Source organism: Paenibacillus daejeonensis DSM 15491, assembly GCF_000378385.1.
GTDB classification, from domain to species: Bacteria; Bacillota; Bacilli; order Paenibacillales; family Paenibacillaceae; genus Paenibacillus_D; species Paenibacillus_D daejeonensis.
Genome location: NZ_KB899665.1, coordinates 168,752 through 188,108, shown reverse-complemented (window position 1 = coordinate 188,108; position 19,357 = coordinate 168,752). Strand labels below are relative to the sequence as shown.

Annotated in this window: 15 protein-coding genes; 3 read left to right on the top strand and 12 right to left on the bottom strand. The window is 55.0% G+C overall.

What is annotated here, in order from left to right; all coding sequences use genetic code 11:
- Positions 1 to 158 precede the first annotated feature (158 nt).
- The 5 genes from F556_RS0119520 to F556_RS0119500 form a co-directional block, all read right to left on the bottom strand.
- Positions 159 to 359, bottom strand: a complete 201-nt coding sequence (locus F556_RS0119520; protein WP_020618679.1) for a hypothetical protein — start codon at positions 357 to 359, stop codon at positions 159 to 161.
- Positions 360 to 370: 11 nt separating this feature from the next.
- Complete coding sequence (locus F556_RS0119515; RefSeq protein ID WP_020618678.1) at positions 371 to 835, bottom strand: flavodoxin; 465 nt, start codon at positions 833 to 835, stop codon at positions 371 to 373.
- A gap of 52 nt (positions 836 to 887) precedes the next feature.
- Complete coding sequence (locus F556_RS0119510; protein ID WP_051108744.1) at positions 888 to 1,691, bottom strand: hypothetical protein; 804 nt, start codon at positions 1,689 to 1,691, stop codon at positions 888 to 890.
- Between the two features lie 260 nt (positions 1,692 to 1,951).
- On the bottom strand, positions 1,952 to 2,269 hold the full coding sequence (locus F556_RS37930) for a hypothetical protein (RefSeq protein ID WP_157272846.1): 318 nt from the start codon (positions 2,267 to 2,269) through the stop codon (positions 1,952 to 1,954).
- A gap of 114 nt (positions 2,270 to 2,383) precedes the next feature.
- Entirely contained in the window at positions 2,384 to 2,638 is a 255-nt protein-coding gene (locus F556_RS0119500) for a DUF7667 family protein (protein WP_425414010.1), read from the bottom strand.
- Between the two features lie 238 nt (positions 2,639 to 2,876).
- Between F556_RS0119500 and F556_RS0119495 the strand changes: the two genes are divergently transcribed.
- Complete coding sequence (locus tag F556_RS0119495) at positions 2,877 to 4,238, top strand: TrkH family potassium uptake protein (protein ID WP_026297386.1); 1,362 nt, start codon at positions 2,877 to 2,879, stop codon at positions 4,236 to 4,238.
- A gap of 71 nt (positions 4,239 to 4,309) precedes the next feature.
- Here the strand turns inward: F556_RS0119495 and F556_RS0119490 are convergent, their stop codons facing one another.
- From F556_RS0119490 to F556_RS0119455, 6 genes are all read right to left on the bottom strand, one after another.
- Positions 4,310 to 5,011: a DUF421 domain-containing protein gene (locus F556_RS0119490; RefSeq protein WP_020618673.1), complete on the bottom strand. Its 702-nt coding sequence runs from the start codon at positions 5,009 to 5,011 to the stop codon at positions 4,310 to 4,312.
- Positions 5,012 to 5,203: 192 nt separating this feature from the next.
- Positions 5,204 to 7,243: a peptidoglycan D,D-transpeptidase FtsI family protein gene (locus F556_RS34575; protein WP_020618672.1), complete on the bottom strand. Its 2,040-nt coding sequence runs from the start codon at positions 7,241 to 7,243 to the stop codon at positions 5,204 to 5,206.
- A gap of 83 nt (positions 7,244 to 7,326) precedes the next feature.
- The gene (locus tag F556_RS0119480) at positions 7,327 to 8,400 is read right to left on the bottom strand and encodes a lactonase family protein (RefSeq protein WP_020618671.1); all 1,074 of its coding nucleotides are present in this window, start codon (positions 8,398 to 8,400) and stop codon (positions 7,327 to 7,329) included.
- An 888-nt stretch (positions 8,401 to 9,288) separates the two neighbouring features.
- A complete protein-coding gene (locus tag F556_RS0119470; RefSeq protein ID WP_020618669.1) occupies positions 9,289 to 9,951 on the bottom strand; it encodes a bifunctional 2-keto-4-hydroxyglutarate aldolase/2-keto-3-deoxy-6-phosphogluconate aldolase in 663 nt (220 codons plus the stop codon).
- Positions 9,952 to 10,041: 90 nt separating this feature from the next.
- Positions 10,042 to 10,689 (bottom strand): TVP38/TMEM64 family protein, encoded by a 648-nt coding sequence (locus F556_RS34570; protein WP_020618668.1) that lies wholly within the window; start codon positions 10,687 to 10,689, stop codon positions 10,042 to 10,044.
- Between the two features lie 725 nt (positions 10,690 to 11,414).
- The gene (locus tag F556_RS0119455) at positions 11,415 to 13,442 is read right to left on the bottom strand and encodes a beta-galactosidase (RefSeq protein ID WP_020618666.1); all 2,028 of its coding nucleotides are present in this window, start codon (positions 13,440 to 13,442) and stop codon (positions 11,415 to 11,417) included.
- A gap of 135 nt (positions 13,443 to 13,577) precedes the next feature.
- Between F556_RS0119455 and F556_RS0119450 the strand changes: the two genes are divergently transcribed.
- Complete coding sequence (locus F556_RS0119450; protein WP_020618665.1) at positions 13,578 to 14,402, top strand: helix-turn-helix domain-containing protein; 825 nt, start codon at positions 13,578 to 13,580, stop codon at positions 14,400 to 14,402.
- Positions 14,403 to 14,474: 72 nt separating this feature from the next.
- Here the strand turns inward: F556_RS0119450 and F556_RS0119445 are convergent, their stop codons facing one another.
- A complete protein-coding gene (locus F556_RS0119445) occupies positions 14,475 to 15,698 on the bottom strand; it encodes an MFS transporter (RefSeq protein ID WP_245583098.1) in 1,224 nt (407 codons plus the stop codon).
- A 228-nt stretch (positions 15,699 to 15,926) separates the two neighbouring features.
- Between F556_RS0119445 and F556_RS38370 the strand changes: the two genes are divergently transcribed.
- A partial coding sequence (locus F556_RS38370) for an OmpL47-type beta-barrel domain-containing protein (protein ID WP_281167915.1) occupies positions 15,927 to 19,357 on the top strand: 3,431 nt, incomplete at its 3' end.

The following is a 19,357-nucleotide window of genomic DNA, read 5'->3' as shown; positions in this document are numbered from 1 at the left end:
CGGGTTGCGAGTCTTCGCTAGAGCAAGCAAAAACGTTTTTGTCGTCCTTAAGCTCATGCTTACGAAGCTAGTTTTGCTTCGCAAAACTCTCAGGACATGCGAAAAGACAGCCCCACAAGTTCGTGAAGCTGCCTCTTATCGCCTAACTGCCTGACTCGCTATACCTCCGGTTTGCGCTGAAGTCGCAGAGCCCCTACATTCTCTCGTCCGTACTGGTGCCGCAGCTCCAGCTCCGCCTGCCGGTTGCTTAGACGCAGCAGCGCCTCTGCTGTGCCGGCTTCCATCGTACGCTCCTGTCCACTGCCTTTGCTATCCGAACGCTTCGTTGCGCGCCGGATGATTTCATACAGCACACCCATTGCGATCCCTCCTATGGTTTTAGGGCAGCGTCAACTGTGATCTGTACTGCAAAACGCCGTCCGTATTCGACACACTCTTCCTTCTCTTGCCGAGACGGGCTGAGATCGATCTTCAGCTCCTTCATGATGGGGGCTGCGCCGCGTTCCGCAAGCTTGGCAGCCAGAATGTCTACGGCTGCGCCATAGACAGGATAGGAGGAGTCTGCCGATCCGAAGACGGCCCAGCGCCGGCCTTCCAGGCTGACATCGTCCATTTCCTCGTAGAAATCCAGGAATTCGTCGGGCAGCTCGCCGTCTCCCCATGTGTAAGCCCCGAGAATTACGCCACGGTAGTCAAGCAAATCCACAGCGGAGGCATCTATGACCGACTTGACGACAGGCTGGCAGCCGCCAGCTCGAAGCCCTTCTACGATGGCTTCTGCCATCTCTTCCGTATTGCCTGTCACGCTCGCATAGATCACAATTACATCTGCCATGTTGTTCAACCTCCGAATCTTATGTTTATGCGCTTGCGCGCTCAATTAGACCTTACCTTGCAACTTCCAGCACACCCTCGAACATCGTCGCCACAAACAAACTGTCCCCTGCTGTATCCATGTCTGTGACCGGGCAACCAAGCTTCACGGAACGGATCGTCGTCTGACCGCCCAGACGGGTAGCCTGATATAATCCGCGATTTGAACAGAGGTAGACCGCACGGCCCTGCATGACTACCGAGAACAAAAACAGATGGTCAAAGCGAATTCGCTCGAAGCCGCCCCGTCCGTTGGTCTGGAGCAGCTTGCCACTCTCGGTCACGCCCAGAATCCTTCCCTCGTGAACAGCCAATGAAGTGACGGGCTCGCCGAAGGAGTAATCCATCCAGCTGTCCGTAAGCCGGTCATAGATCGCTATGCCCGTATGCAGCGCGAGCACAATAAACTGCGGCAGATACAAAAAATCATAAACGATCGAACCGCCATAGGCAGACTTATGCCAATCCTCTGCGGTATTGGTCCAGACCCCATATTCAGTCGCTGCCAGCAGCAATCTGCCGATCTTGCGGAACTGGTAACAGCTAATGGCTAGTGGCGTCGGCTCCCATTGTTCCTGCCGGTACACCCATAGCCCCTTGCTGGTCGACGCGAACACTTCCCCTTCTTCAAAATGAAGCCGATTGACATGCGTATCTGCGGGCCACCCCGCGTCGAGCTTCTCCCAACTGCCTTCTCCCCGCTTGCGCATAACCCCTTGCCCCATCGGCGCCGCTACCAGCGTCCCCTCATCAATCGCTTTCACGGATGTGAAATGAAACAATAGCCAATCGCGTCCGCGATCTGCATCCTGTGACACAGCTTCCACTCCCTTATCGTTGTCGGTGTGACCTTCGGACCAGCCTCCGTCAGCCGTTATGTATAGTCAACCGCTGCGTCGAACGCAGCCGTCAAAGTTGATCATCTTACTGGGTCTATTGTAAGTGATAATGATTATCAATGTCAAATGAAAATAATAAAGGGCTGTACGAGAAAATAGTTACCCTGTGGTTGATCCCCCATCCCAAGGTTCTTCCTCATGAGGCTCGCAGCAACGATAGTGGCTTATCTATGGGGCCTCTAGAGGAAGAATGGTGCACTACTGCGGGCAGATGGCGAGGATCCGAGCAAATAGAGGAACAAAGGTGCGCTACTACGGGCAGATGGCGGAGGTGCGAGCAAATAGAGGAACAAAGGTGCACTACTGCGGGCGGATGGCGGAGGTGCGAGCAAATAGAGGAACAATGGTGCGCTACTACGGGCAGATGGCGGAGGTGCGAGCAAATAGAGGAACAAAGGTGCGCTACTACGGGCAGATGGCGGAGATTCGAGCAAATAGAGGAACAAAGGTGCACTACTGCGGGCAGATGGCGCCTTGGCCCCTCCCTTTCTGGGCACGCCGCGCTAAAAGGAACGACCCTCGCGGCCGCTCCTTTTAGTCCGTGCTCGAAAATCCACTTCCCGAGTCACTTCATGATCCACAGTTGTTTTCTGTTACTGACCGAGCATTCATTAGTAGCGCGTGGAGGGAGGGACCCCGCCCAGGCGCTCGATTTCGGAGCATATTTCGTATTGCCAGTTCTCGTCCCCTGTCATCGAGGCGAGCAGCGACATATTGCGCAGGTTAGCCAGTTCGCGGCAGTACGAGGCGTTGACCGCCAGACAATGCTCCATGTCCATGCGTTCGGAATCCGTCAACTCGCGCGTCCCGCGTAGAATCCATAACTCGGCAAGCCGTTCATGTATGGGCAAAATCGCCACCTTCATCCCTCCTGCTGCTTCCAGTCTTCTCGGTGCTCATCACCGAACACTTTGAACTTTCTTTATAGTATTGCCAATCTATACCGAATGAAACGGGGGATGGCTGATCTTTTATGCAGAGAACAGGCCTGAATTCACAGGTCATACGCAGGCGCCTCGTTGCTGCGGAAGACGCATGGATTGTTTATGCGGAATCAGGTATGATAAGTGGCATCACCGTGTGATGGAGGCGCAGCATTTCGAGATGAACTTTGCATGGAAGAACTATCTTAATCGAATTACACCGACCCAATTCATTGTTCTGGGCTATCTGGCTACCGTGATCGTCTCTACGATTGTACTCCGTCTGCCGATCAGTTGGCGGGAGGGCGTGCAGTTATCCTGGATGGATGCGCTCTTCACCGCTACCAGTGCGGTAAGCGTGACGGGGCTGACGGTCGTCAATACGGCGGAATCCTTCAGTGAATTCGGCAAAATCGCGCTCCTCTTTATGTTTCAGCTCGGCGGGATCGGCATCATGACGCTCGGCGTCTTCTTGTGGCTGATTCTGGGACGCAACATCAGCCTCTCCTACCGTAAGCTGATTATGGTGGACCAGAACCGCGAGAACCTCTCCGGGCTGGTACAGCTGCTCAAAATCGTCTTCATTTTGGCTCTCTATATCGAGGGCATCGGCACGGTGCTGCTGACCGTCTATTTCAGGCTGGCCGGGTATTATGATGACTGGCTGACCGCTTTTGTTCATAGTGTGTTCCATGCGATCTCGGCCTTTACCAACGCAGGCTTTGATATCTATGGCAGCTCATTGTCCAACTTTGCGCATGACTATGTTGTGCAGACCATTACCATGCTTCTGCTGGTGTTCGGCGCTATCGGCTTCCCCGTTCTGATTGAGCTTCGGGAATATTTCTTTGGCAAGCATGAACGCTATCAGTTTTCTCTGTATACCAAGGTGTCTGGCATCATGTTCTTTCTGCTGGTGCTCGTAGGGGCCGTTGGCATCTGGCTGATGGAGAAGGATCTCTATTACGCAGCCCTGCCCTGGCATGAAAAATTGTTCTTCTCCCTCTTCAACTCCATCACGACCCGCAGCGGCGGGCTCGCGACGATGGACGTCGCCGTATTCAGTATTCCGACGCAGCTGCTGCTTGCAATGCTGATGTTTATCGGCGCCAGCCCTTCCAGTGTGGGAGGCGGTATCCGTACTACGACATTTGCTGTTGTTATGCTGGCTCTGTACGACTATGCCCTTGGACGTAATGAAGTACGCGCCTTCCGGCGCGCGATCAAGCAGGAGGATATTCTCAAAAGCTTCATTGTGTTCACGGCCGCCGCCATCATTGTTCTCTTCAGTATGACGGTGCTTGCTTACACAGAGCAGAATCACATTCCGCTTATCGCGCTCATTTTTGAGATTTGCTCGGCATTCGGCACCAGCGGACTGTCAATGGGGGTGACACCAGAGCTCTCCACAGCGGGCAAATGGATCATTATCATGCTCATGTTCATCGGACGGATCGGTGTGCTGTCGCTGCTGTTTATGTTCCGGACCCGCAAGCGCAAGCAGAGCTACCATTATCCGAAGGAAGAGATTATTATCGGGTAAACCCTGTCCAGTCCAATCCGGGGCCCCATACATTCAAAATAACGCAAAGAAACGGCCATCCGAGGGATGGCCTATTTTTTCTTCCCCTCATCCTCCGGATCGTAGAGATCCACCAGCAATTCACCTTGATCATCGATTTGTGCCATAAAGACATCCTCGTACTTGATCCGCATCCGATGCAGCTCTTTTCGCAGCCATTGCTCATTGTAACCGGAATCCCGAAGCGGCTTCTCCATAATCTTATTGTCGATGATTACGGTCTGGGCAGGGAGGTTCTCCGCCGGCTGCATCCCGATATCCTCGCGGACGAGCGGCTGCTTCTCGGACTTAAGCATCACATTGACCTTGCCGCTCGGCTCCATCAGCGCAAACTCCACATCCGCCAGTCTGAATACGCTGTTGTCTCGCAGGACCCCCAGCAGCTCGTCCACTGTCAGGCGCTCCTTGGCGAGATTTTTCTCCACTACATTTCCTTTCTCAATAAGTACAGCAGCCTTGCCATCAATGAGATCCCGCGCCTTCTTGCTATGAACTGTCAGCTTCTCTGCACCGACCGAGACAGCTGCCCATACAGCTAGTGACAATATTCCCACATACCATTCTGTATCGGTATCAATGGAGATGTAACCGGCAATGTTGCCGATAGAGATACCTGTAATATATTCGAATAGGGACAGCTGCGAGATTTGACGTTTGCCCAGCGCCTTCGTAATGATAAACAGCACAACAAGCGCCAACAAGGTACGAAGCCCCACTTCCAGCCAATGCGGCATGGTCCACCTCCATCTGGAATAGTTACCTTCGGAGATAGTATGCGCCGGAATTGGCAAAAGATGTAGCGTAGTCTGAGGCTCCTTGGCACCAGCTTCCAGCAAAAAAACGAGGCTGTCCCGACCGTCAGCAAACTGACTTTTGGACACCCTCGTTTTGAGTTCAGACCAAATCCATGACACGATGCTTTACTCCTACTGCTCTGGCGTTTCTTCGGTGCTCTGGGCTTGCTTCACTTTTGGCGTGCCTGTCAGGCCAATTTCCTCATCGTACGCATCAAAAATCTTGCGCGCAATCGGCGCGGCCCCCCAGCCGCCGTATCCACCGTCCGGCACGACGACCGCAACGGCCAATACCGGATTCTGGGCTGGCGCATAAGCGATGAATACCGCATTTTCGAGCTTTCTGCGGTTGCCAACGTCCTGCTGCGAGGTACCGGTCTTCCGAATGAAATCATATTCGAAGCCTTCGAAGCCCTGGACGGAAACATTGCTCATGCCGGACTGTACGACCGACCAGTAATTATCGGGAATGTCTACGCTGCTCAATACCTCGGGCTCGAATTCCTGAATCGTATTGCCCTGGGCGTCCGTGATTTTCTCCACGAATTGCGGCTTCATCTTGTGTCCCCGATTCGCCAGCATGGCTGTATACTGCGCCAGCTGCAAGGCAGTGTAGCGCCCCTGCTGACCGAAGGAAGCGTAGATCAGAGCCGACTGGGCACTGCCCGTTTTGGCCTCATTATAATACTCAATGACGCCTTTGCTTTCGTTGGGCAGCCCGCTGCCTGTCAGCTCACCCAGACCAAAATCGATCATGTATTGATGCCAGATATCCAGCCCGTTCTTGCGGTTCAGATACAAATTGTTGCCGATCATCGCCGACATGAACGCATTCGAGGATTTGGAGATGGCCCGGGCTGCATTAAGCGAACCGTTGGCTGCATTGCTGGCATTGTTTACCCTGGTCTCATGGCCTTCGCGGCCAAAGCTGAAATAGCCTCGGTCCTGATAGGTGGTCGATGGCGTAAACAACTGCTCGTTTAATCCCAGCAACACCGTCAGTGGCTTCATCGTGGAACCGAGTGGAACCAGCGACGATGGATGATTGCGCCCAACCTTGGGGTCCTCGTAGTACGGATACGCCTCACGGATCGTACCGTTGGGCTCATAGTACTTCAGCAAGTCATACTGCTCCTGGCTCATGCCATCGCTCCAAACGTTGGTATCGTAGTCGGGCATGCTGGCCATCGCCACAACCTTGCCTGTGTTGACCTCCATGGCGACGGCGTAGGCCGTCTTGGCGTGTGGCGCATATTCACGACGATTGCTGGACGAACGGATTTTGGCCAGATGCTCCATAATGCCGTTCTCCGTCTTCATCTGGACTTCCCTGTCGATTGTCAGGTACAGATTGTTGCCCTTCTCGGGTACGGTAAGTTCAACGGGGCCAGTGATGCGGCTCTGTGAGTCGACAGGATACGTCTTGACCCCGTTCTTGCCGCGCAGCTCATCCTGGTACAGCAGCTCCAGTCCCTCATAGCCTACCCGTTCCTTGTCCAGATACTGCTCAGGGGCAGGCAGCATTTTGTTGTTCTTAAAAATATTCTGGTACTTGGTCAGACCGTTTTTCTCACCATACAGGGAGTTGAAGCCCTTCATATACCCTACGAGTTGGACTGCGATCGTGTCGGTACTGTAGTGGCGGATGCTCTCCTCGATGATCTCGATCCCAGGGAACTGATCTCGATGCTCGCTGAAGTACGCGATCTCCTTGGTGCTTAATCCGGTTCGCAGCCGCCTTGGCTCGTAGACGTAGGTGAGTCTGCCCGAAATATCCATCAACTTGAAAATCTCATCCGCCGTCGCCGGCACCTTGTCCGGCGGGTCAAAGGCCTGGAATTCCACGGCCAACAGCTCGGCCATCTGGCGGGCTTGCTCCTCTTTGACACCGGGTTCCAGCGTGTAGTACAGCGATTGGGTAGAAGTAGAGTACGCGACCGGGAATCCTTCCCGGTCATATATATTGCCGCGGATTGGCGGAATCAGTACATTGCGGGTGCGGTTATCATGCTCTCGGGCGCTGAGCTCCGGCCCTTCTACGAACTGAAGGATAGCCAAGCGGACAATCAGAATTGAAAACGCAACAAAGGTAACGAAAAAAAACATGTTGAGCCGAAATGAAAAATGCCGACGGTTCCGTGACTCCCGCTTGTGCTCTTCCTCGGTTTGCATAACGACGCAGCCCTCCTGCCGTTTCTAGAAGTGTGCTACCTATTATACTGGATTCTCAACTGTCCCGCCATCCTGCGAGCTACCTACTCCATTACCGGAATCAGCTTCAGGCATACCGGCTTGTCGGTCTCAAAGCGCTCGCCCTGTGGCGCAGGCACGCCTTCCTCGTCGAGAGCCATAACAATAATGGAGTCGGTATCCTGATTGGCCACCAGCACATGACGACCATCCGGCACCACGGCAAAATTGCGCGGCGTCTGGCCTTGCACCGACGGGCATCCGATAAGCGTCAGCTCGCCATCTTCTCCAATACGGAATGTGGCGAGTGAATCATGACCCCGGTTGGACACATACAGGAGTCCGCCGCACATGCTGATGTGAATGTCGCCGCAAGTATTGGTGGCCGGGTCTCCGTCGTCCGGAAGTGTGGAGATGGTCTGCAGCAGAGTGAGACTCCCATCCTCTGGCCGATATTTATAAGCGGACACGCTGGAGCTGAGCTCGTCAGCGCAATAGACAATCGGGCTGGATGCATGGAAAGCCAGATGGCGTGGTCCCGCGCCAGCAGGCGCAACCGCTTCGCCATGGAATCTCAGCTTGCCCGCCAGCCGGTCCAGATCGTATACGTAGATGCGGTCCGTGCCGAGGTCCGGCACCAGCAACCGACCGCTCCATGGCTCGGTCACGATGGAATGCGTATGTGGCCCGTCCTGCCGGTCCTCTCGTGGGCCAGAGCCACTGTGCTCCTGCTGGTCAGCCAGCGGGCCCAGACGTCCCTCTTCGTCAATCGGGAACAGACAGATGTTGCCCGAGGAATAATTGGCCACATAGAGCCAATCTCCGGACGGGTGAAGGCTAACATGGCAGGCGTGCATGCCCGGGATCGGCTGCCGGTTGATCTCCTCCAGCACGCCGCTCTGCGGATTGAGCAAATATCCGACCACCTGAGGCTCATCAATCTCGCATACCGCATAGAGCCGGTTGCGCTCCGTATCCGTAGCCAGGAACGACGGGCGTTCCGCGCCCGAGATGCCCACATCCTCGCGCAGACTCCCCGCCTGCGAGTCAAAGACCAGATGACGAATAGACTCCTCCCCAGCAGATTGATACGTACCGACATACACGTGCCAAAACCGTTGATTATGTAATGTAAGCATAGCATGATCCCCTTTCCGAGCTGAAATGTGGTGTATAACCTCATTACCCCTTCCACTTCCGGTTCAAAACCGAGGCTGTCCGAGTATAACAGATGCACGGCTCACCATGTCGGCGCACACCTGCTGCTCTAGCGAAAGATTCTTTCCTTGGAGAATCCACCACGGCACACACCGCCACTCTAGCGAAAGATTCTTTCCTTGGAGATGCCACGACAGGGCACACCGCTACTGTAACGAAAGATTCTTTCCTTGGAGAGCCCATCTTGGCGCACATTGCCACTCTAGCGAAAGATTCTTTCCTTGGAGATGCCACGACGGCGCACACCGCTACTGTAACGAAAGATTCTTTCGTTGGAGAGCTCACCTTGGCGCACATTGCCACTCTAGCGAAAGATTCTTTCCTTGGAGAGCTCACCTTGGCGCACATTGCCACTCTAGCGAAAGATTCTTTCCTTGGAGAGCCCACCTAGCGCACATTGCCACTCTAACTATAAAAACTTTACTTGGAGCACCTCACAGCGGCGCACTCCGCCACTCTAACTAAACAATCTTTACTTGGAACACCGTACCACGGCGCACACCGCCACTCTAACTAAACAATTTTTACTTGGAGACTCCCACGACGGCGCACGCAGCTTCTCTAACTAAAGAATCTTTACTTGGAGCACCTCACAGCGGCGCACTCCGCCACTCTAACTAAACAATCTTTACTTGAAACACCGTACCACGACGCACACTCCCACACTAACTAAACAATCTTTACTTGGAGCACCACCACAACTTCACTACGTCGCGCGCTCACGCTCGAACGAAAAAACTCAACCTCCATGACAGCGGCGCTGCCTGATGTCATGGAGGTTGAGTCTGGATGTGCTTTGCGTCTTACAGTTACGCCTTGGCGGCTTTGTATGCGTCGATATACTGGGCTGCACGTTTGGCCACCAGGCTGTAGTCGCCTTTTTTGACCGCTTCGTTCGTGAGGTCCGAGCCGATGCCGACCGCGACTGCGCCAGCCTTGACCCATTCGCTGAGGTTGTCCAGCGAAACACCGCCCGTTGGCATGATGTTGGCCTGCGGCAGCGGGCCTTTAATTGCCTTAATAATCGCCGGCGAATACAGGTTCCCCGGGAACAGCTTGACGATATCCACGCCCAACTCCAATGCTTCCTCAATGTCGCGCACTGTCATGGTTCCGGGCATGACCGGCACACGATAGCGGTTGCATAAACGAACCGTATCCGGGTTCAGCGACGGACCTACAACGAACTCCGCGCCACTCAAGATGGCCATCCGTGCCGTCTCGGGATCGAGCACTGTACCTACGCCGATAACCGCATGCTTAGCAGGATCTGTTGCTGTACTAGAGTAAGAGACCGCCAGCTTCTCGATTGCCCGCAAGGCAAACGGCACTGTCATGGTCACTTCGATTGCTTTAATACCGCCCGCGATGGCTTGCTCTGCCATCTCCACGACTTCCTCCGGCGTCTCTCCGCGCAATACGGCGACTACGCCCAGATCGGACAGTTGTTGAACCAGCTTCAGTTTTTTCATTTTTACGCCTCCAGACCGTATCTTAATCCTCTCTCATTATAGACCAGGCCTGACAAGAAAGAAATGACCAGTTACGAGGGTGTCCATTGCTCACACCTCCGTACCGGTCTCACCGCGTTGGCGGTCCAGCAGCAGCACGACGATCAGAATAAGCACCAATACGCCGCAAAAAGTTATGTATCCCATCCACATCGGGCGGATTTCTTTCTCTGGAAAGATAACTTCCGCCGTTAACAACATAAACAGCCACACCTGCGAAAACATCCCTACCGTCGTCGACCAGATATAAGCCAGCGGCTTAAGGGGCGAAACGGCAGCCATAATGGACACAATATTGCTAGGCACAAACGGCAGCGACCGCAGCAGAATGACGACCCATACGCCATAGTTATTCATCCGGGTCTGCCACTTGCGGTATTTCAGCAGTCGTTCGCCAAAGCGTCGATCAATCCAATTGCTCAGCAGTGTCCGGCTTAAATAAAAACACGCCACGCTCGCCATCGTGCCCGCCGCCCAACTAATCATCATCCCCTCAAACCAGCCGAAGGAAGTCACATGAAGCAGCAGCAGCGTTGCGAACGGGAAGATCGTAATAATCCCTTGTATCAGGGCCAGAGGAAACGTTACAAGCAGCAGGGAGTAGCCATGCAGCCCTGTCAGCTTGATCAGTTGTTCGATTGAGGTCTCTATCCATTCCTGCACATTATCCCACCCTGTCCGGTTTAAATCCCGCATCATCCCGGCAACTGCGGAGTTAGTCTTCTCTATTATATCGTAATCGACTGGAAATAAGAGCAGGAATGTGAACATCTGGGTACGATTTTATGAAGCGCAAGCCGAGTGAGGCGACGGCAAGGATGTCGTTCATCTCTTGCAACCCCCTGTAAATATGGTACTCGAGCGTTAGCGTTCCCGGATGAGTAAGAGCTGGGGCGCTTTCGCTGGAACGTTATAGTCTCAGCTAGTAGAGAATATGTTCAGCAACTCGCATGCCCAGGTCGGGACTAGGGACATCTGGACCTTCTGCATCTGCCACTTAAAGACAAAAGTGCAGTTAATAACCCTCGATACTAGCGACATGACGAGATTAGCGTCAAAAGTACAACTAATCCGGTCTTTTATTGAAATATATGGATATTTGAGAGAGATTAACTGCACTTTTGACCTTACGAGCCGAGATATGCCCCCTGAGGCTAGAATTAACTGCATTTTTGTCTTTACATCCCCCTGTTGCTGCACACACACCATCGCACACGCCACTCCAATCGCCGCATCTTAGCACCATCACCGCATCTATCGAGCTTCGCCGACAGTCACCCCCTCACAAGTAACAACCAGAACTAACTTCTTCGCCCCTCAGCGCGTGCTTACGAGCCAGTAGATCCATTCGCGGTTTTCAAGCAAAACAGACCCTACCAGCTGGCAGGGCCTGTTCGTCTATATGCAATGTAAAGAACGTTCAATTAAGCCTGTGCCAGAATCAGCACACCTTTGGCCGGTACTTCGATGGCGCCGGATAACGTACGGTCGGTGAGCAGATCGATGTAACTGGTCTCTCCCGCCTCAACCACGCCCGCTTCGGCCTGGTGATTGAGGACGAACAGCAGCTCACGACCGTCCTTGGTGCGTGCCGTCACTTCGATGCCTTCACTGCGCGGCAGCAGCGGACGAATGCCTTTCTCCTCGCACAGATTGGCCAGCAGCCCTTGCAGGAACGCGGCGTCTGGACTGGAGGCAATATAATACGCCTTGCCCTCGCCAAAACGGTTGACCGTAGCAACTGGCATCCCCTTATAGAAATCCTCGCCGTAACGTGCCAGTACCTCGGCGCCTTCGGCATGGATCAGATCGCAGAGGATGCTGCAGGAATAGCTGTCCTTCAGTGCGCCCCACGGCTGCTCCATCACAATTTGATTGGTATGGCCCGGGAACAGCGCGTCAATCTCCTCAGCCCAAATGCCGAGCAACGAGCGCAGCTCGCCCGGATAGCCGCCTGTTGTCACGAGATCACTCTCGTTCACGATGCCGCTGAAGAACGTGGTCAGGAAGGTGCCGCCGCCCTTCACAAACGTCTCTAGCTTCTGCGCATAACCCGGCTTGATCATGTACAGCACTGGTGCGATCACGATATCGTAGCCGCTCAGCTCCTCTTCCACGCCGACCATGTCTACCTGGATATTCTGTTGGAACAAGGCATCATAATACTTGTGCACTTCATCTACGTACTTCAGCGCGACCGACGGTCCACTGGAGAGCTCGACAGCCCACCGATTTTCCCAGTCGAATACGATCGCAACCTTGGCATCCACTCTGGCGTCCAGAATCTGATCCGACAGCTTGCCCAGCTCCTGGCCCAGCTCTGCGCACTCACGGAATACGCGTGTATTCTCGTGGCCCACATGCTCAATAACCGCACCATGATATTTCTCGCAGGCGCCAATCGAGCGGCGCAGCTGGAAGAACAACACCGTGTCAGCGCCGCGCGCTACCGCCTGGTAACTCCAGAGACGCATCACGCCCGGGCGCTTCAGGGAGTTGTAGGCCTGCCAGTTTTGCTGGCTCGGCGTTTGCTCCATCAGCATGAATGGCTGGCCGCTTTTGAGACCGCGCATCAGGTCATGTACCATCGCTGTGTAGCTGTAAGGCGTATCGAGCGACGGATAATTGTCCCAAGAGACAACATCCATATGCTTGGCCCATTCGAAATAATCGAGCTCCGGGTACGTGCCCATCAGGTTCGTAGTGACCGGCAGGTCCGGCGTATGCTTTTTGACGGCATTGTACTCCAGCTTGTAGCACTCCAGCAGACTCCACGATTGGAAACGACGGTAATCCAGCGAGATCCCCTGGAAGTTCGTGCGGTTGCCGTTCCACTCCTCGCTCAGCGCGTTGGGCGGTACGATTTCGTCCCAGTCATAGAACGTATGGCCCCAGAAACGGGTGTTCCAGGCTTTATTCAGCTTATCCAGATCGCCATAACGGTCCTGCAGCCAATTGCGGAAGCCCGCAGCGCAGTTATCGCAGTAGCAATAGCCGCCGTATTCGTTGGAAATATGCCAGATCAGGACGCCCGGATGATCCTTATACCGCTCACCCAGCTTGTCTGCCATGCGTTCGGAGTAGAGACGGTAGGTTGGCGAGCTCGGGCAGGAATTGTGACGTCCGCCGAACTTGCGCTTGCGTCCCTCATAGTCCACCCGCGTGACGTCAGGATAACGCTTGGCCATCCAGGCCGGGTGCGCACCTGTAGCCGTAGCCAGACAGGTATAAATGCCGTTCTTATACAGACGGTCGATCGTCTCGTCCAGGAAGGAGAAGTCATAGGTTTCTTCGTCCGGCTGAATCATCGCCCAGGAGAATACATTCAGCGTCGCTACGTCAATTCCGGCCAGCTTGAAGATGCGGATATCCTCGTCCCATACATCCGCTTCCCACTGCTCGGGGTTATAATCGCCGCCGTACCAGATTTTTGGCAGCTTCTCGTTGATCATATTAGACACTTCCTTTATCATTGGGATATAACTATCTTCCTATTGTATACGTTCACGATTCCCCTGATAAATATAAGATATCTGCACCAGCCTATCATAATCCGGAAGCCCGGCATCGACAAAGGAGACGCACCCATGATTCGACCCCACCGCCGCCTAGAACTCACCCCATTTAACGAGCAATCGCTGCCTTTGTTTGCCGAGAGCATCGGTCATAACACCACCCAGGAGCCGATCAGCCGGCCAGCGGGGTTTCCCTACTATCATTGGATCCAGACGACTGCGGGCGAAGGCGTGATTCGCTTCGAAGGCAACTCGATTGAGCTGACCCCCAGCAGCGGCGTATTGCTCCTCCCGCATGTTCCCCACAGCTACGAGGCTACATCTGATGTCTGGCAGACGATGTATTTGACCTTTGACGGGCCGATGGCCTTGCCGCTGTTGCAGTCGCTCGATATGGAGCGGTCCGCATACTATCGTTGGGAGTCAGATATGCCCTGGCGGATGGAGAAGCTGCTGGAGAAACTGGAGCAGGCCGAGGATGTATTCGGCTTGACGGCTACCAGCGAGGTGTACCGGTTCCTGGTGACGCTTAGCAAATACGGCAAGCCACAGGGAAGCGTCGCCTTCTCCCTGCAGCTGGAGCAGCTCAGGCCGGTTATTGCAGCGATGGAATCCCAATTGGATGACCCTGGGCTAGGCTTAACCGAGCTGGCTATGCAGCTCGGCCTCTCCAGCCGGAGGCTGGGGGAGCTGTTCCGCCGCGCCTTTGGCCTTGCTCCTTATGCCTATCTGCTCAATCTCCGCATCCGCAAAGCCAAGGAGCTGCTCATCCGGGATCGGGAACTGACGGTGAGCACCATCGCGACGCAAGTCGGGTTTCGGGATCCGAGCCATTTTGTCGCCACGTTCCGCAAGCGCACTGGACTGACACCCCAGCAATTCCGCATGCTCAACTGATTCTGTCAGCAGCGATGTGGTCGTCCGATCGCCGTCATGCTGCCGGACGCGCGCCGGTACCTTGCCTCACAACTAGCGCCGCTTGACAAGCCAGATTAGATTCAACTGCATCAACGCTACGCCCACCAAGACAAGCGGCAGTGCGAACGAGTTGACATCGCGTGCGAACAACAGCAGCATGAAGATGGATAGCACCCGGCCGGCATTGACGAACACCTCGCGCATGACCACCGACTCGATTCTCAGCTGTCCCTTCAGGGGCAGCGTCCCCATAATCCGGTAATAATACGAAGTCAGCGTATTGATCGTCAGCGGATTGCAGAGCGAGAACACGATCATGAAGGTAATAACCGACCACGTACTGATCTCGATGAGCAGGACTGACGCTCCACAAATAACACCCAGCGACGAGTACGTCACATACCGGTGCGCATGCTCCTCCTTGGCCTTGCGGGAGATGATAAATCCCGTTACCACGGTCAGAAAAGCAAACAACACGCCCAGATACCCGACCCAGTCCTCCCTTCCCACGGTCTGAAACAGGAGAATATTAGGCAGGAAGAGCATAATCCCCTGCAGCAGGCCCAATACCAGAAAACCGAACAGCGACAGCAGCCACGCCTTGTTGCGCTTGATGACTGCCCCCACCAGCTTCAAGTAATACGTTCGGTGATGCGAGGTAATGAGTGGAATACGGAAGCTGATGATGGCCGCCACGAAAAAGCTGACGAAAGCGATGCCAAATGTCAGTATGTAACCCGACAGCCCCTCGCTCAGTTGGATGATATAGCCGGCCAGTGCCGGACCCGCAAGTCCCGCCCCGTTGAACACCATCATATTGATGGCCAGGAACCGAATCCGGTTCGTGTCGGTTGAGACGTCGTACATCAGTACGAGGTAACCGGTCCAGTAGAAGCCCTGAGCCAGACCGCTGAAGACCGCAAAAGCGACGTAATAATCAACAACGCTTTCCTGCGCGATGATAACGCCGAGATAGAATACAGCAATGAGTACAATGCCCAGACGATAGGTCACCATCCGGTCCTTTTTCTTGGCTATCCACCCGCCAAGCGCAAAGGCGAGCGGCGTACACACGAACACAATAATGTTGTAGAAGCCATTGACAAGCAAGTCGCCGGTCAGACGCCACAGATACAAGTTGAGGAAGAGAGCGGACATCGAGGCTCCGAATTGGAAGCACCCGTGGATAATCAGCGATGTCACCGCGTCCTTCGACAGCTTCTTTTCCGGCGGAACAGAGCCACGTCTCCATGCCAACCGCGATAATCCCAGCATGACAGCCATCGTCCTTCCGTCCCCGGCGTATTAGCTGCGGGGTTCTTTTTCTTTTTCATATCATTTTTGGCATAGATGATTGCTCTGCACATTATAGCACAGTTCCTCTTCACTCACGGGCGGATTTCTTATGGGATTTGCGCACCAATTAACATTCGTCAATATTCTGGACGCTACAACGATGGTATATTGCCCTTGGCATACTCAGTTTTTGTGAAAGGAGCGTATATGTTGAAACGTAAAATTGGGTTGGGGCTTCTGCTGTTGCTCCTCATCAGCTGGTACCTGCCTGCCGGCTGGAGCAGCCAGGCCCGGGCCGCGGTCATGATGGAAGCTCTGCCCTCCTCAGTTAATGTTCCTCTGAACGTCAGCGGGTGGTCAGCTGTACCCCTGGGCAATCAAATTCTGGTGACGGGCGGCCGGCGGACGAATAACAATGCCTCTGCGCCGCATTCCCCCATCTATCAACCTGGCACTGGGACATGGGCTACACATGCACCTGCGCTGCAGCGCTCGTATCATCGTCAATCCCAGCTCCAGGATGGGAGAGTGATGGCAACAGGCGGTAGTTTTTTTCAGAACGGCGTGGGGTCTGTCTACAACGCCACGCCCCTGATCTACAATCCTCAATCCAACAGCTGGAGCAACGCGGCCAGCCTGCCCAAGACTATATTCGGGAACTCGCAGAGTACCCTGAATGACGGGCGGGTGATGATTGCCGGGGGAGCTCCTCAAATAGCTGGTGGGGCAGATCCAATGTTCGATAGTGTCTATCTGTACAACCCGGCGACCAACAGCTGGAGTGAAGGTGCCAAGTTACCAAAGCCTCTTTATTTCGCAGCGCAAAGCACCCTTCTGGATGGAAGGGTACTTGTTACAGGCGGGCAGAGTGGTTATGTCTACAGCTTTGAGAGCTATATCTACGACCCAGCCACCAACACTTGGAGCCAGGCGGCCGCACTTCCTTATCAGGGATGGGACTCATATTTCAGACATGCACAGGTGACACTTCCCAATGGCAAGGTTCTCGTCATGGGCAATCGAAATTTTCATCTCTACGACCCCGTTACTAATGTCTGGACACAAGATGCGCCGACAGCCGTCGGACTGATAAACCCCAGTATGGTCGTAACCGGTTCAGGAGATGTTTACGTCATGGGCGGTTACTTCAGCGATACGTGGGAGGAAAATTATACAGTTTATAAGCTAACCTTCGATTTTGACCCGCCAACCGCACCGTCGATTAACGGATTGCCTACAGGGTGGATAAGCGGCAACGCCTCCTTCACCCTCACCCCAGGGACCGACACCGGTTCCGGCGTGGATCGGACGGAGTACCGACTTACCGGTGCAAGCACACTGGACTGGACGGTCTATCCGCCAGGGAGCTCCATTGACATCTCCAATGCCGGGCAGACGACGGTCAGCGCCCGAACGATCGACAAGGCAGGGAACGCGAGTACGATAGCTACAGCTAATGTACGGATTGATCGAACCGCCAACCGGACCGAGTATCGGCTCACCGGTGCAACTACGCTGAATTGGACCACCTACAGCTCAGCTGTCACGGTTACGGCCGCGGGGCAGACAACTGTCGAAGCTCGGACAATCGATCACGCGGGCAATATTAGCTCCCTTGGCTCAGCTGTCGTGCGAATCGACCGTACGGCGCCTGCCGCGCCGACTGTGACGCCGGGGGCGACTGGCTGGAGCAACGCTAACGTACAGGTGACCGTCGCCGCAGGCGCCGACACTGGTGGTGCCGGGGTAAACCGCACCGAGTATCGGCTCACCGGTGCAACTACGCTGAATTGGACCACCTACAGCTCAGCTGTCACGGTTACGGCCGCCGGTCAGACCACCATTGAGGCGCGGACGATTGACCACGCTGGCAATATCAGCTCCCTTGGCTCAGCTGTCGTGCGAATCGACCGTACTGCGCCTGCTGCGCCAACTGTGACCCCGGGGGCGACTGGCTGGAGCAACGCCAATGTGCAGGTGACCGTCGCCGCAGGCGCTGACACAGGAGGGGCCGGGGTGAACCGTACCGAGTATCGGCTCACCGGTGCAACTACGCTCAATTGGACCACCTACAGTTCAGCTGTCACGGTTACGGCCGCGGGGCAGACAACTGTCGAAGCTCGGACCATCGATCACGCGGGCAATATCAGCTCGGTGGGATCAGCTGTCGTGCGAATCGACCGAACCGCCCCTGTCGCGCCAACTGTGACGCCGGGGGCGACTGGCTGGAGCAACGCCAATGTGCAGGTGACCGTCGCCGCAGGCGCTGACACAGGAGGGGCCGGGGTGAACCGCACCGAATACCGGCTCACTGGTGCGACTACGCTCAATTGGACCACCTACAGCTCAGCTGTCACGGTTACGGCTGCCGGGCAGACCACCATTGAGGCGCGGACGATTGACCACGCGGGCAATATCAGCTCGGTGGGATCAGCTGTCGTGCGGATCGACCGAACTGCTCCTGCTGCGCCGACTGTGACGCCGGGGGCGACTGGCTGGAGCAACGCCAATGTGCAGGTGACCGTCGCTGCAGGCGCTGACACAGGAGGGGCCGGGGTGAACCGCACCGAATACCGGCTCACTGGTGCGACTACGCTCAATTGGACCACCTACAGCTCAGCTGTTACGGTTACGGCTGCCGGGCAGACCACTATCGAAGCTCGGACCATCGATAACGCAGGCAATATTAGCTCGGTGGGATCAGCTGTCGTGCGGATCGACCGTACTGCACCTACTTCCCCAGTCATCTTACACGATGCGGAGGAATGGCTCAGTATCAGCCAGGTGAACGTGACGATTCAGTCTGGCAGTGATGAGCAGTCGGGTGTACGTCATACGCAGTACCGTCTATCCGGCGCTGAGACTGCGGACTGGACGACATATAATGAGACGCTTGCTATCCAGGCCGAGGGGGCAACGACAGTTTATGCACGGACGATCGATGAAGCGGGCAACGTCAGCGAAATTACTGATAGCATCGTCCGGATCGACCGTACCGCTCCGTCGGCGCCTTCGATTCATCCGGACGAAGAGGGCTGGCATACCGAGCCTATTAGCATCAGCATCACCACAGGGACAGACAACTTGTCGGGCATAGATCGATTAGAATATAGGCTGAGCGGCGCAGTTGAACAGGAGTGGACAGCGTATCGCGAAGCACTTGTTCTATCTGTGGAAGGCCAGACACAAGTTGATGCCCGAACGATTGACAAAGCCGGCAATTCCAGTGAAATCACGAGCCAATCGTTTTTGCTGGAGCTAACGTCCCCTCCTCAGCCGCTGTTGACTGCGGATACTGAGGACTGGACATCTGCCGAAACTGTAAAAGTAACGATAGCAGCTGGAGATCCAGCCGGGCCTTCCGGCGTAGCACGAATTGAATACCGCCTGGAGGGAGCAGTGACGCTCGACTGGGCCCCTTACACCGATGCACTGACTCTTATTGAAGAAGGAGAAACCCTTGTCAGTGCAAGAGCGTTTAGTCACGCAGGCTTGGTCAGCGAAGAAGCCGAGTTGACCGTTCGCATTGACCGTACTGCACCAAGCGAACCGACTATTGATGCAACGGAGTCTTCTTGGACGGCAGCGGATGTGGAGGTGACCATCACCTCCGGCACCGATGCCCTATCCGGAATATT